We start from the raw sequence: 14,833 nt of genomic DNA, 5'->3' as shown, positions 1-14,833 counted from the left end.
GTGATGAATAAAAGACTTCAAGGCAATTGTTCCTCGAAGCCAGCCTTGGCAAGGTGCCTGGCTGTTCTGGCAATGATGATGGCTCTGTCCGCCTGCGGCGTGACAGACCGTGTCGCCAAGCGCATGGATGACACCTGGGCTGGCGACATGATGTTCGGTGACAACGAAAAGGTCATCCTGACCACTGACGGCGGCAACCAGCTCAACCCTGACGAGTACGGTAAACCGCTGTCGGTGGTGGTGCGCGTTTATCAGCTGTCCTCTCTGGAGCGCTTCGAGTCGATCAACGCCGACACCCTCTGGGATGATCCGCAAAAGGCTCTGGGCAACACCATGGTCGAAAGCCGGGAGCTGATTCTGTTGCCTGGCATGGGCCAGACCGATCAGTGGCCGCTGAACCCGAATGCCTCGTATGTGGGCATCGCGGCGTTCTTCCGCACCGACGTCGACAGCCGCTGGAAGGTCGCGTTCGACGCCAACACGCTGCGCAAGGACGGTATCTGGTTCTCGTCCGACGGCGTGCGTGTGCTGGTGGATAACAACTACATCCTCGCGGTGCGTGGTGTGGACGTGCTGAACAAACTCAAGACTGAAGAGCAGTTCAACAAATCCAATTCGATTCCCGAACAACCCGCCAGTAAAAGTATGACCGAGCGCGCGCAGGACGCAGCTGTCCAGCAGGTTCAGGACTCGGCCGGCAGTGCTGCCAAAAAGGCAGCAGACTCACAATTCAATTCTCTGTTGGAAGGCGCCAAATGAGTAAACAAAGCCGCGTGATGTGGTCGGAAGGCATGTTCCTTTTGCCGCAACATTTCCAATATCAGGATGAGTTTCATCAACATCAGCTTGCTGAGTCGACGCTGCGCTCCACGCCCTTTCACTGGGGCGTGCAAACGCTGGAAGTCGACGTCGAGGCGCTGGCGACAGGCTCCCTGCAACTGAAGCGTCTGAAGCTGGTGTTCCCGGACGGCAGCCTTTACGACGCGCCGCAGCACGACCCGCTGCCCGCCGCCCGCGACCTGAAAAACCTGATCAAAGGCGGAGAAATCAAGGTCTACGCGGCGCTCAAACTGCCTGAGCCCTTTGGCCTGAATTACGTTGAAGACGGCCAGGAACAGAAGAGCGCGCGACGTTTTCGCAAACAGTTCGACACCCTGCCGGACCTCAACGAAGGCGATCTGGAAAACGAAATCACCAGCCTGCGCCTGAACGTGGTGATGCTGGTCGATGGCGACAGTCTGGATGGCTACAGCTACTGCCCGATTGCCCGACTGGCACGCAACAGCATCGGCGGCTTCAACCTGGATGCGCATTTTGTGCACCCGACGCTGCACGTGGGCACCCACGAGACGCTGGTCGGTCTCGGCAGACGTTTGATCAGCGTGCTGCAAGCCAAGAGCAAGGCGCTTTCAGGCCGCCGCCGCGAGCGGGCTGACCAGATCGCCGAGTTCGGCTCCAGCGACGTCACCTTGTTCTGGCTGCTGAATACGGTCAATCGCGCCTACCCGCAACTGGCTCACCTGCTGGCGCATCCACGCCTGCACCCGGAGCGTCTGTATTTGTTTCTGGCGGAACTGGCGGGTGGTTTGCTGACCTTCTCGCTGGACACTCAGCTCACCGACATCCCCGATTACGATCATCAGGACCCGGCGGCCTCGTTGGTCAAGCTCGACGAACTGGTTCGTCTGCTGCTTGAAAACGTGATCCCGAACCAGTGCATCGTCATCAACCTGAGTCAGGTCCGGCCTTCGTACTGGCAGGGCCAGTTGCTGGACCCCCGCCTTACCGAAGCCGACTTTTACATCTCGGTGCATGCCGACATGCCTGGCTCCAGCCTGCTGGAACTGGTGCCACGTGCGTTCAAGGTCGGTTCGCCGGAAGACATCGAAGTGGTGGTCAACAGCGCCATGCCGGGCGTCACGCTGAACCACTCGACGCGTCTGCCAAACGCCATTCCGGTGCGCCTGGACAACCATTACTTCTCCATCGAGCCGCATGGCCGCGTGTATGAACGCATGATGGAAGCCCAGGCCATTTCCTTCTACGCGCCCAGCGCGTTTACCAATCTCAAGCTCGAACTGTTGGCGGTGCTTAAATGACTGAAGCCGTGATGCAAGGTGCCGCTACGGCCGCAACCGAAAAACCTACGCTCAAAGACCTGGTACGTGACTTCATCACCATGGCGCTGATTGTCCGTCGCGGCCGCCAGGCGATCTCGGTCACTGCCTTCGAATCCAGCGTCGATACCTTTTTCGCCAACCTGGAGCGTCAAGCGCGCAGCGCCAATTACAGCGTCGAACAGGTCAAGGACGCCCAGTACGCACTGTGCGCATTCCTCGATGAGAGCGTACTGCGTTCGGGTGACAACGACATGCGTCGCCACTTCGAAATGGAGCCGTTGCAGTTCCGTTATTTCGGGGTTCACCTGGCGGGCGAAGGCTTCTTCGAGAAAATCGAACTGCTGCGCGCCGACGTGAAAAAGAACCTGGATGTGCTCGAGGTGTATCACCTGTGCCTGGCACTGGGTTTCGAGGGCAAATTCGGGCTGGGTCAGAAGGACCAGTTGCGCTACCTGGCCAACACGCTGGGCCAGGACATCGCACGCTACCGCAAGACGCCAAAGGCGCTGTCGCCTGACTGGGCACTGCCTGACCAGGTGTCGCAAATGCTTCGCCATGAAGTTCCGGTATGGCTTTACCTGGTGCTCATCGCCCTCGTATGCCTGGGTGTCTATCTGACGCTTGACTGGTTGCTGGGCAAAGACGTGGCCGCGTTGGCCGAACAAATCAGCCAACTGTTCAATGCTTGAGTCCCGATCAGGTAACCGAGTCAGGAAGACATGAAGACATTACTGCGCCTGTTAAAAAGTTTCTGGTTCCTGGTCCCGATACTGTGGCTGATCAGCCTGGCTGTCTGCTGGTTTTTCGCCCCAAGGATCAGTTGGCTGCAAGGCTACACGCTCGAAGCGATGGCGATCATCAGCGCCTTCTACCTGCTGCTGATCGTACTGCGCCAATACCGGCGGATTCGCACCGAACACAACCTCGAGAATCTGGTTCAGATCGAAGTTGACCGCTCGCTGAAATCCACCGGCGAGTTCCGTGATCAGCAAGTGCTGCGCGACCGCCTCAAGCATGCCATTGCCATGCTGCGCACCGATCGTTCGGCAGGTGGTGGCGGCTCCTCGGCGCTCTACGATCTGCCCTGGTATCTGGTCATCGGCATGTCCGCAGCGGGCAAGACCTCGTTGCTGACCCGCTCCGGCCTGTCGGCCAGCATTGCCAGCAGCGCCAATGACACGGAAAGCGGCACCCAGCACTGCGATTGGTACTTCAGCCCTGAAGCCGTGATGATCGACACCGCTGGCCGCTACCTTCGCGACGATCAGTCCGCCAGCGAATTCGCGGCGTTCCTGCGCATGCTCAAAAAGCAGCGCAGCAAGGCCGCCGTCAATGGTCTGGTACTGGTGGTCAGCCTGCCGGAGCTGTTGGCCGCCTCTTCCGCCGAACGAAACGAAATGGGTGCGCGCCTGGTCACGCGCATCGAGGAATACACCGATTGCCTGGACGCCAATCCACCGATCTACCTGATGCTGACCAAGACCGACCAACTGCCCGGCTTCAACCAGGCCTTCGACGGCATGGACCTGAACGAGCGCCAGCAGCCGCTGGGCATGACGTTCGGGCTGAACGAGATCAACACCGAAAGCCTGCGCACGGTGCTCGATCGTAAGCTGGCGAACTTGCAGGCGCATGTCAGTCGCCACGTCGATGCACAGATTATCGCGCTGGGTGCCGATGCCAACAGCGCCCTGCTGAACTTCCCCAACTACTTTGCCGAGCTGTCGACGATCCTCGAGCAGTTCCTGCAGCATTTCGCGCGCAGTAACGTCAACGGTACTCAGTTGTTGCTGCGCGGCCTGTATTTCACCAGCGCCCTGCAAACCGACAAGCAGCTGACACCGGTGTATGAAGACGAGCTGTCAGAGTCGTTCGTCCTGCGGCCGGCGAAGCCATACGGTGCAGTGGAGGAAGAGGAAGAAGAACACCGGAAAATCAGTGATCGCAGTTACTTCATCACCGATACCTTCCGCCGCGTCATTTTCCCTGACCGTGACCTGACCCTGTACCAGTCACGGCATGGCCGCGACCGCTCGATTGGCCCGATCGTCATCGCTGCGGCGCTGTTCGCCGGGCTGGCCTTCATCGGCTGGCAGGCCCTGTCGTTCCAGAAAAACCGCGAGTGGCTGGCCAACATCAGCCAGCAGTTGCGCGAACTGGAGCAGTCCCCGGACCGGGCACAACGCCTTGCCTCGGGCCAGGGCCTGGAGCTGCTGCGCAATCAGCTGGCAACCATCGAGAAATACCGCACCAAGGGCGTACCGCTGCAACTCAGCGGCGGCCTGTACCGTGGCGACGATATCTACTTCGCCACCCAGACCGCTTACTTGCAGCAACTGCGCACCCAGGCGCTGGAGCCGATCACGCTGAAACTGCAACTGCAGATGCGTGAATTCAACGAGTTCGCCAAAACCATGGACCCGCAGTATGGCTTCGGGGCCGCTCCCGCCGGTTCCGACAGCAAAACCGGCAAGGCGCGTGCGCAAGGCCGGAAACTGCTGGACCGTGGCGCTCGCAACGTCGCTGCAGGCCGTCCGACCAGCCTGAGCAGCATTCCGCGCAGCACCGGCGACGTGACCAATCGCCTGACCGGCGCCGCGAGAAACACGGCCAGCCAGACACGCAGCGAGGCCATCGCCGCACTGCGTAACCCGGCCACCGCAAACGATGCGGCCGAGTTGTCGGCCACCACGGGCGGTTTGTCGCTGTCGGAGGAGATGCTCGGACGACTCGATGAACGGCAGGTGGCATCCATCATCGAGTCATACAACGCTCTCAAGCTTTATCTGATTCTGACTCAGCCGACCACGCACCCGGAAACCGAGTTCGTCAACGCGGCGTTGCCGGTGGCCTGGGCGGATATTTCCAGCGAGGCCAATCCGATCAGCGACGACGTCATCGAGGACAACTCGCCGGTCTACGTACAGTTGCTCAAGAACGGCGACGCGCCGGCCATGCCACGCAATGAGCAGTTGATCGACGAGACCCGCAAGAGCCTGAAGTTTTTCATGATCTCCAGTTCGCTGGTGGACCGTGAATACCTGCGCCTGCAACTGGAGTCCAGCCGTCAGTTTCCCGCTATCGGCCTGAATGATCTGGTGCCGATGCCGGGTCGTCAGTTGCTGTACGGTTCGGAAGCCGTGCCTGCGATTTTCACCCGTCAGGGCTGGGAAGAGTTCGTGAAGCCGGAGCTGATCAAGCTGGTGTCCGGCAATCTGCGTAACGAATCGGACTGGGTGCTCGACGGTGAAGGCGGCGACAGCGTGGTGCAGAAAGCCAACTTCGTCCGTGAGTTCATGTCCCGTTACAAGCGTGACTACACGCAGGTCTGGTACACCATGATCGACAGCGTGGGCGTGCGTCGCTTCAGCGACATGGCCAACGCCACGCAGCAGTTGTCATTGCTCAGTGACGTGCGCAATTCGCCGGTCAAGCTGCTGCTCGCCGCCGTCAACGACAACACGCAATGGGACGTCCCTGCTGTTCGCGAGGCGCAACAGACCGGGGTCAAGCGTGACGATGGCTTCTGGGGCAAGGTCACCGGCATCTTCGACAACAAGGAAGCAGCGGCCAGCGTACTGGTCTCGCCGCTGCCTGCGGTGGATGACGGCAGTCTGGCCAAGCGCTTCGAGCCTGTATCGCGGGTTTTCGCCACACAGAATGCCGAAGGCGCCGACAGCACCATCATGGATCGCTACCTGGCAGCACTGCGCAAGCTCAAAGTGCGGATGAACAACATCCAGCGCTCGCAGGATGTCGGCAAGAGCAGCAAGCAGTTGATCAGCGAAACCCTCGAAGGGCAGCCGAGCGAAGTCACCAACGTGCGTAACTACGTTGAAACCACGGTCGATACCAGCCAGGGCGGGCTTTCCACTTCGCTGCAAAGCCTGTTCAGCCTGCCGATTCAGTTCGCCTGGGAAACGCTGCGTGATCCGGCTGGCGAACAGATCGCCAAAGCCTGGGCCAAACAGGTCGCCAAGCCTTGGGAACAGGTCATGGCTCACCGGTACCCGATTGCTGCGGACAGCCGCAACGAGGCCTCGGTGAAAGACCTGCAGCGTTTCGTCGACCCGGAGTCGGGCCTGCTGCCCAACTTCAAACGCAATGAAATCGGCAATCTGTCCGATGGCGAAGGGCTCGGCATGGGCAGCGGTGCCAAGGCGGCGCCGCTGGTCAACCCGAAAATGGTCAGCAACATCGACAAGGCCAGTTCTCTGGGCGAAGTCATCGCCAGCCTCTCGGACCGCGACAACGGTTTCGAGATCATGCTTGAGCCGTCGGCCTACTTCACCGATATCATCTTCACGCTGGATGGCCAGGAGCAGCACTACCGCAACGGCAAGACCAGCTGGAGCCGCTTCTCGTGGCCTGGCACTACCACAGCGCCAGGCGCACGCCTGGATGTAGTCACCCTGTCCGGCGAACGCATTACCGTGTTCGACTACACCGGCCGCTGGGGCCTGCTGCGCATGAACGACAGCGCACGCGTCGCTGACCTTGACGGCATCCAGCAGCGATTCAGCTGGAACACGGCCAAAGGGCCGGTCAGTCTGGTGGTACGCAACTATGGCGGCGTGAAGCTGACCGACCTGGCCAACGTCAAGGCGCTAAGCGCGCTTAACGCAACCGATGGGCGGACCAAGTGAGGATGCACATGCTGGATCTGGAGGGCGGTCGATGATTGGCTGCTTCGGAAAAGTGCCCGCGAGCGCAGATTTCGTCAGCCTGCATGGTGCCAGCGACGATATCTGCGAGTTCGATGCATGGCTGCAGGGCGCTCTCGCCGACATGCAGCACCGCGAAGACTGGCGCACGCTGTTCGACCGATTGCCCGTGTGCTTTTTCAGCTACCGGGCACGCAGCGGCAATTGGCTGGTGGGCGGTTTGATCAGTTCCAAGGACTCAAGCGCTCGGCGTTATCCGTTCTTCATCTTTCAAACGGTGAAGTCCAGTGACGCCGGGCTGTTTGTGAACCCGTTCACCCTGAGCGAACTGTTCGCCGGGCAGATCAAACCGCTGCTGCACATGGCCGCGCAAGGCGAAAGCACGGCGGTGCTGTTCGAACGCATCAGGGCCTTGCGACCGCTGCAAGGTCAGGATTTCGAGCTGTTCAGGCGTGTGCATGAGAAGTTTCTGGTGAACTTCACCCTGCGCGACATCGCGACCTCGCTGGAAAGCTCCTACCCGGAGTTCATCAGCAACGCCGTGCTCACCAGGCTGCAGGCGCTGAGCCGCCCATCGTCCAAGGCACCCGTTGGTATTTCGCTGCCACTGCCGGCAGAACGAGGCTTGAAGAACCCGACAGCCGATCTGTGGGTCAACTGGCTGACACGCATCGAACCGAACAGGGCGGTGCCGCAGATCAGCATTCTGGCGGATGATTTCATGCGCCCCCGGCTGTTCTGCTTTGCATCCCGCAACACCTCCGGCGTGTACCGGGTGGTGACGGGCGTGAGTGAGCATTCGGAGAGTTATGACGTACTGGCACCCTTCGACGCGTTCGACGAACACCACCGAGGCCATGTGTTTCCAGACATTGACCGCCCTCTTTATGACGTTATCGACCGCTTTGTCGATGTGCTGGATTTGAAGCCCGTATGAACAAGATCAAATACTACTTTTTGCGCTACCAGCCCTACGTTCTAGGGGTCTGTTTTTTCCTGGCGATCTTTATCGTCTGGAGCATCGGCCGTGCCCTGGGCTTCAGCTCGATGAACAGCCTGCTGACGGGGATCGGCCTGTTTCTGCTGTTGTCGGCAGCCTATGTGCTGTTGCTGTATCGAGGCGTATCACAGCACCAGAACCTGGAAGGCCTGCTGCGTGACGACGCCGACCAGGCGGTGCTCAACGCCAGCCCGGCGGACCGTGAAGAGGTCAGCCTGCTGCGCGAGCGCCTGCTGCAAAGCCTCGAGCGCCTGCAGAGCAACAAGCCGAACGGCAGCAACTCCAAGGACGCGCTATACGCCCTGCCCTGGTATCTGGTGATCGGTCAGCCCGCAGCGGGCAAAAGCACCATGCTCTATCAGTCGGGCCTCAACTTCCCCTACGCAGAACGCGAAGGCGCACGCGTGGCCGGGTTGGGTGGCACGCGCAATTGTGACTGGTTCTTCAGCTCGGAAGCCGTGCTGCTGGACACGGCCGGTCGCTACATGAACGATCAGGAAGAAGCCGGCAAATGGCGCGCCTTTCTGCAATTGCTGCGTCAGCACCGCCAGCGCAGACCGCTCAACGGCCTGATTGTCACCGTCAGCATTCATGACATCCTGCAGTCCTCGGTGGAGGACCAGGAGCGCATCGCCAAGCGCCTGCGCGAGCGCATCCAGGAAACCCACGCGCTGCTGGAAGTACGTCTGCCGGTGTATCTGGTGTTCACCAAGTGCGACCTGGTCCCGGGCTTCGTGCCGTTCTATCGCCAGCTCGACGATGTGGCGCGTGGCGAAGTGATGGGCAAGACCTTCCCGCACAAGGGCTTCGAGCAAGCCGACTGGGGCCAGCGCTTCGGTGTGGCGATGGAAGAACTGATCAATTACTGGAAACAGATCGCCAACCAGCAACTGGTGCTTCAGGACATCCAGGTCACTCGTCAGGACACTGCGGTGTATCGCTTCCCGCTGGAGCTGGAAGCCTTGAAACCGCGCCTGCTCCTGTTCGTCGATGCTCTGCTGCGCGCTAACCCGTATCAAAGCGCCGAGATGCTGCGCGGCTTCTACTTCACCAGCGCACTGGACGCCGATCAGCCCGAGATGGGCGGTCATACCCGCCAGGTCACCGAACGATTCCAGCTGGAAAGCGAGCAGGAAGCTGTCGATGGCAATGTCCAGCCGCACCCGCTGTTCATCAACAGCCTGTTCCGCAAGGTGATCATCCCTGATCAGCATCTGGTGGCGCTGTACACCACCAACCACCGCGAACGTCGCCGCAAGGCCGCCTGGATCGGTGGCGCAAGCCTTGTCGCGTTGCTGCTGTGCAGTCTGTGGGGCTGGTCGTACTGGAACAACAAGGACAACATCCAGTCTATCTCCACCGAACTCGCTCAGGCCGCAGCCGAGGACAGCAAGGCCACCGGGCAGTACACCGAGTGGCAAACGCTGGATCGCATGCGCTTCTGGACTTCGCTTTACTACGACCGTCATCACGACGAAGGGGTACCACTGCGCTTGCGCCTGGGTCTTTACCGGGGCTATGACGTCGAGCCGCTGCTGCGCACGCGTTACTTCAACCGTCTGGAAACGGTGATGCTCAAACCGACCGCAGACAACCTGACGCGCTCGCTTTACCTGCTGACCACCATCAAGGTCTACCAGCGTAATGCCAAGGACCTGATGCCGGTCACCGGCGTCGACAGTGTCGAGCCCAAGGCGCTGCCGCCGGATAACCGCGCGCAATCCATCGCTGCCTTCGGCAAGGCCACGCTGGACACTTACGTGATGTTGTCGCGCGCCCAGCGTGAAAAGGCTGACCCGGCGTTCCTGAAAGCGAAGATGCCTGATTACTGGTACCCGGCCATCGCGCGTCAGACCGGCAAGACCATCACCGCGAATGCCGAGGCAGGCTCCAATCAGGATTACGAGTACGCCAGCCGACAGATCAACTTCTACAGCGATCAGATTCACGAACTGGACGTGCCGCGGATTCTCGACAACGCATTTCTGACATCCAGTTCGCGTAATTACATCAACAGCCTGTTGACGCAGTCGTTGAAGGCTATCGAAACGATCACGCTGGAATCGGACACGCTGTTTGCCTTTGGTCGTGCCGATTTCCAGAGCCTTAAAACCGAAGGTCAAAATCAGTTGAGCGCGATCGCCGGCAAGCTGTTGAGCACACCGAACATCGGCAAGATCGTGATTGCAGGTCACGCTGACCAGTTGGGCGACCCGCAGAGCAACATGCAGGTGTCCAAACAGCGCGCGCAGACCATCAAGACTTACCTGGTCGGCAAGGGCGTGCCCGCCGAGCTGGTGGACGCGGTTGGTGAAGGCAGCGAGAAGCCTCTGGTCAAATGCGATATGCAGCAACCCAGAGCTCAGCTGATTCAGTGCCTTGAGCCGAATCGACGCGTGGAGATCGAAGTACGCGCGCTCAATTGATCGCGCGTTGGCGAGCAAACCGAAGCCCGGGTTGTCCATATGAGACCTTGGCCGTGGCAAGAGAACCTTTCTTGATCGTTTCAGGAAGGTTAATCAAAAGGGCCGTGTTCTGTCCGCAGACGCCACGGCTTTAAATGAAGAAGGAGAAGCAGAAAATGGCATTTGACGCATACATCCAAATCGACGGCATCCCAGGCGAAGTTCTGGACGACAAGCACAAGGACTGGATCGAAGTGTTGGGCTACGAGTTCGGCGCTACCCAGGCCACCTCGGCGACCGCAAGCTCTTCGGGCGGTGCTTCGTCCGAGCGCGTTGCACTGAGCGACTTCAGCATCCGCAAGTCTGTGGACAAGGCCTCCGCCAAGCTGTTCGAAGCGTGCTGCAAGGGCACTCACATCGCCAAGATCCAGCTGAACGTCAACCGTGCAGGCGGCGACAAGCTGACCTACCTGACCATCAACCTGGAAGAAGTGGTTGTGTCTTCCGTGAAGGCGGTTGCTGGCGGTAGCCAGAAAGGCGAAGACAACGCAGTCAGCGATCTGCCGATTGAAGAAATCAGCTTCAACTTCGCTCGCATCAAGACTACCTACACCCAGCAGAGCCGTTCCGATGGCCAGGGTGGCGGTAACGTCACTGGCGGCTGGGACCGCACTGCGAACAAAGTATTCGCATAAGTCCGTGACACATCGGGTCGCGCAAGCGGCCCGTCTTCAACACCGTGTCTGCCCAGGCACGGTGTTCTTTTATCCTCTGATCAGAGTTGACTATGTCTGAATTTCTCAACGACCTTTCGCTTGCCGATCTGACGGCACCCATCAACGGGGGAAGTGGCGAGGACCTGAGCTTTTCCACCCTGTTCGATCAGGTCAAGGAAGCTCGTCGAGCAGACCCCGACTACCTCACCCAAGGTGACTGGCAAACCGATCTGAAGTCCTCGGACTGGGAACAGACCATCACGTTGGCCGCACAGGGCCTTGCCGAACAAAGCAAGGACCTGATGCTCGTCGCCTGGCTCAGCGAAGCCCTGGCGCACAAATACCACTTTGTCGGCATCACCTTCGGCCTTACTGTGGCCGAACGGATCCTGCAAACTTTCTGGGACGATCTGTACCCATCCTTAGAGGATGGCGTAGAAGAACGTGCCGCCCGCCTGGCCTGGCTGAAAACCACACTGACCGAAGTCGTCGGCGGGCTGCCGATCACCCAGGGGCAGAACTTTGGCCTGTTGCGCTACGACGAGTCGCGCCACGTTGAAAACCTCGCGCTGCAAAATCCCAAGGCCATGCAGTCCGCTGTTGAAGAAGGCAAGATCAACGCTGAAATCTTCCAGCGCTCGGTGGTCCTGACCGACTCGGACCACCTGCGCCTCAAGGCCAGCGAAATCGCCGCCAGCCTGTACGCCTGCCAGCAGCTCCAGGCCACTGCCGACACGCTGTTCGGCCGCGACGCGCCGAGCCTCGTCACCCTCAGCGACATCCTGCAACGCGCCGGGCAACTGACCGAGAAACTGCTCAAGGACCGCGGCATCGAACTGAGCCCTGCCCCGGCAGCCGCCGCTCAGACCGCACCCGAAATCGCCATCGACCAACCCGCAGGTGCCGTAATGACCCAGGCCAGCCAGGACAGCGCGTCCGCACCACTGCGCACCACCCCGACCACACGCGACGAAGCCTTCACCATGCTCGCCGGCATCGCGCAGTTCTTCAAAAACACCGAACCGCAAAGCCCCGTCCCGTACCTCATCGAACGCGCCATCAAGTGGGGCAACATGCCGCTGGAAGGCTGGCTGAACGACGTTATCAAGGACAGCAACGTCGTGGACAGCATTCGCGATGTGCTGGGTACGAAAGAGCCTAAGCAGTAAGGGCGATCTGGTGGATCGGTCTGTATGAAGGTGCGTACAGACCGTCGGGAAATGCACCACGAGGCGAGTCTGTCTGTACGACTGACGTGCCCATGATTTACCCGTATTTTGTGTCGTACCCAGCAATGCAACAGGGAACGACCATTCACAGGATTCACACACATCAGGGATTAGAGAATGAACACGTCAGACCCGGTAAACGCATCAGGCCATTACAGCGACAAATGGAAAGAGCGCTTCGCCTTTTTTGAAGCGCATGGCGGCCCGAACTCACCAGGGTTCAGACCCGCGCTCAAGCAACTGCCCTTTCTGAAAAAAGTGAAAATCAACTTCAACTTCTTCGCGTTCTTTTTCGGGCCGGTTTACCTGTTCATTCTGGGGCTATGGAAGAAGAACCTGTGCATTATCGCGATCATGATAGTGGTTTCTGTCGCGCTGAACATCGTGATGGACATGTTTGAGTTCCGCTACGCCAAGGAGGCGAGTTCTGCGCTGGGGTTTGCGTTTAATTCGCTGTATGGCCAGTTGACCAATTACGCGTATTACCTGAAGGAAGTGAGAGGCGAGCAGGGCTGGAATCCGTTTGAGGGGTTGCGTTGGTGAGGCGCGAAGCGCGTCAGCTGAAGGGTAAACGCCGGAAGCGCGGCTATTTGTTGAACTGGATAACTTGAATCTTCCCGTTCTCCACATTCACCGAGTAGGTCACACCATTCCAGCAACCTGCGATGACCTGAGCGTTGTCATCGCAGTGAAGACTCATAAACGGCTTGTCCGCCTGCGTACCGTGCGGGCTTTCCTCGATCTGCCAGAGCACTTCGCCAGCCATCGAGAAAGCGAAGATGTTCCGGTTGAAGCCCTCGCCCGGTGGGGATTCAAGCCTGATTAGCACTATCCCCTGAAAAAGCAAAAACGTATCCACTGGGTAAGGAAGGCAGACTCGCTGACTTTCTATCCAGAGATTCCCGTTCTCGATCCGACAATGATGAGAGCTCATTACTCAGTCTTCAAAGCCATCAACATAAAGCGCCTCATAACGCGCCATCGTATCGGTGAGCCGCTGCCGCAGATACCCGTTCGCATGCCCCAAGGCAGCCAGGATCTGCGCCGACTCCACCAGATAAGACGCTCGCTTTGCCTTCTTCCAGGTGGACGGCGCTGACTGAAGATTGGTGATGCGATCACACAACTTGACCGACGCAGCTTCTTTGGAATGACTGGCGATCCCGGCGAAATAAAGCGCTTCGGAAAACGGCACGATCAGGTTCTTGCTCAGGCACGCCAGGGCTGAGGCGACCTCCACACCGAACGCTTCAGCCAACTCATCCTGAGTCACCGGCGTATCCTCCAGCACGTCGTGCAGCAACGCTGTAGGCAAGGCTATCTCAAGCGCGCCCACGGACTCTTCGCGATGGGCAAAGATCAACTCGTTGGCAACCATCGCCACGTGGGTGGTGTAAGGAAGGTCCAAGCCTGTCATTTTTTGGCCTACGTGGGCATGGGATGCGAATAGCCAGGCTTTGTTGTAGAGCTGTTGCGGACACGGTTTGGGCATGTGGGTCAGATTCCTTGAGACGCGATAAAAATCAGGGATCGCGGGCTGACCCTCAGAGAGAGTACGCGCGCTTCCCTATCAATCGCCGATAGACTCGTCCAAAGGGTCGTGCAGCGGCGCACGCTCGAACAACTGTTGGGCCAGCCCCTGAATATGCTCGGACCATGCAACGTTCTTGACCCATTCCTCAGGCATACCCGACACCCCATACAAAGGGCCGGCGATTTGTCCGGCAGTGGCGGCTACGCTGTCGGCATCATCAGCCAGGTTGGCGGCCAGCAGGATGGCGTCTTTGAAATTGTCGGTATTCCATACAGCCCACAGAGCTGCTTCGAGTGTGTCGATGACATAGCCGGAGGAGCGGATCTGGTCGCGGTTTTTTTCTTTGTATTCGCCAACGTTGATGATCAAAGCTCGCGGTCGTAACGGGCGAATCATCGGAGAAAGGGTTTCTTCTTTGTCTGCGCCGTTAAGGGCGAGATGCAGCTGTGCGCCGAGCAGTCTGCAACAACTGATGGCCTCTAGTGCTCGATGCGTGCATTGACTTTGGGCGGCACTATCACGCCAAGTAGCTGAGAGCGAATGTCGACAAAATATCGCAGTCGGGGCCAAGCGAATTATTGAGCCATTACCAGCGGTGGATGGAGCAGCATTTCCATACCAAAGGCCGCCATTCTTCAGTCTTTCTTCGATCGCAGTTCGAGTAGCATTGCCGATATCAAAACATCTGCCATTGTGACTGTTTTCGCCGCTTAGATACCAGCGGCCTAGTCTGGCTGCGTAATCGCTAAGGTCGAAATTGCCTTTCGCAAGATAATTGTCTGCCAGGCAGAGTGCCATGCTGGTGTCATCGGTCCACTCACCGGGATTGAGCTTAAAAGGACCGCCACCCACCATGTCATGGACGTGACTGCGATCACGAGGCAAAAACTCCAGTGTTGTGCCCACTGCGTCGCCAATGGCCAGGCCGAGCAAGCCCCCCTTCGCACGGTCCAGCGCCTGTTCTTCGCTGAGGGTACACGTCCGTGATGCTATCCAATCGGGCTTGCCCCTCGGCAGCCTGGGTGCATCAGGCTTCAGCATGTAATCCATGCGTTGAGTTAGCTGCGCGGAAGGTGCGGGCAGCAGGTGATCGTAGCGCTCAACATAGTGGTCGAGAATGTCGTTGGGGCTTCTCAAGTCGATCATGGGTCCTTCCAGGATAATC

Annotated in this window: 12 protein-coding genes; 9 read left to right on the top strand and 3 right to left on the bottom strand. The window is 59.0% G+C overall.

All coding sequences use genetic code 11. The features are described 5' to 3' along the window. The first annotated feature begins 3 nt into the window (after window positions 1-3). The 9 genes from tssJ to BLR16_RS25820 all read left to right on the top strand — a co-directional run bounded on the left by tssJ (window position 4) and on the right by BLR16_RS25820 (window position 12,677). On the top strand, window positions 4-759 hold the full coding sequence (gene tssJ / locus BLR16_RS25860) for a type VI secretion system lipoprotein TssJ (RefSeq protein ID WP_074806959.1): 756 nt from the start codon (window positions 4-6) through the stop codon (window positions 757-759). Continuing rightward, window positions 756-2,099 carry a type VI secretion system baseplate subunit TssK gene (tssK, locus tag BLR16_RS25855; RefSeq protein WP_003434831.1) on the top strand — a complete coding sequence of 448 codons (1,344 nt, stop codon included), beginning with the start codon at window positions 756-758 and terminating at the stop codon, window positions 2,097-2,099. The genes tssJ and tssK overlap by 4 nt, the downstream gene beginning before the upstream one ends. Continuing rightward, window positions 2,096-2,809 carry a type IVB secretion system protein IcmH/DotU gene (icmH, locus tag BLR16_RS25850; RefSeq protein WP_003318805.1) on the top strand — a complete coding sequence of 238 codons (714 nt, stop codon included), beginning with the start codon at window positions 2,096-2,098 and terminating at the stop codon, window positions 2,807-2,809. The genes tssK and icmH overlap by 4 nt, the downstream gene beginning before the upstream one ends. 30 nt (window positions 2,810-2,839) lie before the next feature. Continuing rightward, window positions 2,840-6,766 (top strand): type VI secretion protein IcmF/TssM N-terminal domain-containing protein, encoded by a 3,927-nt coding sequence (locus BLR16_RS25845; RefSeq protein WP_044310338.1) that lies wholly within the window; start codon window positions 2,840-2,842, stop codon window positions 6,764-6,766. A gap of 31 nt (window positions 6,767-6,797) precedes the next feature. Next, the gene (gene tagF, locus BLR16_RS25840; protein WP_074806955.1) at window positions 6,798-7,721 is read left to right on the top strand and encodes a type VI secretion system-associated protein TagF; all 924 of its coding nucleotides are present in this window, start codon (window positions 6,798-6,800) and stop codon (window positions 7,719-7,721) included. Next, a complete protein-coding gene (tssM, locus tag BLR16_RS25835) occupies window positions 7,718-10,210 on the top strand; it encodes a type VI secretion system membrane subunit TssM (protein WP_074806952.1) in 2,493 nt (830 codons plus the stop codon). Before tagF ends, tssM begins: the two co-directional genes overlap by 4 nt. Before the next feature lie 155 nt (window positions 10,211-10,365). Continuing rightward, window positions 10,366-10,884 (top strand): Hcp family type VI secretion system effector, encoded by a 519-nt coding sequence (locus tag BLR16_RS25830; RefSeq protein WP_003318810.1) that lies wholly within the window; start codon window positions 10,366-10,368, stop codon window positions 10,882-10,884. Between the two features lie 92 nt (window positions 10,885-10,976). Next, window positions 10,977-12,074 carry a type VI secretion system protein TssA gene (tssA, locus tag BLR16_RS25825; RefSeq protein WP_074806949.1) on the top strand — a complete coding sequence of 366 codons (1,098 nt, stop codon included), beginning with the start codon at window positions 10,977-10,979 and terminating at the stop codon, window positions 12,072-12,074. A 177-nt stretch (window positions 12,075-12,251) separates the two neighbouring features. Beyond that, complete coding sequence (locus BLR16_RS25820) at window positions 12,252-12,677, top strand: DUF2628 domain-containing protein (protein WP_074806945.1); 426 nt, start codon at window positions 12,252-12,254, stop codon at window positions 12,675-12,677. Window positions 12,678-12,720: 43 nt separating this feature from the next. Here BLR16_RS25820 and BLR16_RS25815 read toward each other — a convergent pair whose 3' ends face one another. The 3 genes from BLR16_RS25815 to tri1 all read right to left on the bottom strand — a co-directional run bounded on the left by BLR16_RS25815 (window position 12,721) and on the right by tri1 (window position 14,814). Then, window positions 12,721-13,068: a DUF7957 family protein gene (locus tag BLR16_RS25815; RefSeq protein WP_054081375.1), complete on the bottom strand. Its 348-nt coding sequence runs from the start codon at window positions 13,066-13,068 to the stop codon at window positions 12,721-12,723. A 3-nt stretch (window positions 13,069-13,071) separates the two neighbouring features. Continuing rightward, on the bottom strand, window positions 13,072-13,626 hold the full coding sequence (locus BLR16_RS25810; RefSeq protein WP_074806942.1) for a bifunctional (p)ppGpp synthetase/guanosine-3',5'-bis(diphosphate) 3'-pyrophosphohydrolase: 555 nt from the start codon (window positions 13,624-13,626) through the stop codon (window positions 13,072-13,074). A 78-nt stretch (window positions 13,627-13,704) separates the two neighbouring features. After that, window positions 13,705-14,814, bottom strand: a complete 1,110-nt coding sequence (gene tri1 / locus BLR16_RS25805; protein WP_161437915.1) for an ADP-ribosylarginine hydrolase Tri1 — start codon at window positions 14,812-14,814, stop codon at window positions 13,705-13,707. Window positions 14,815-14,833 lie beyond the last annotated feature (19 nt).

This window comes from Pseudomonas sp. BS3767 (assembly GCF_900099665.1).
GTDB lineage: Bacteria > Pseudomonadota > Gammaproteobacteria > Pseudomonadales > Pseudomonadaceae > Aquipseudomonas > Aquipseudomonas cerasi.
Note: the sequence above shows the minus strand (reverse complement) of the source record. Positions and strands in the feature narration are given on the sequence as shown.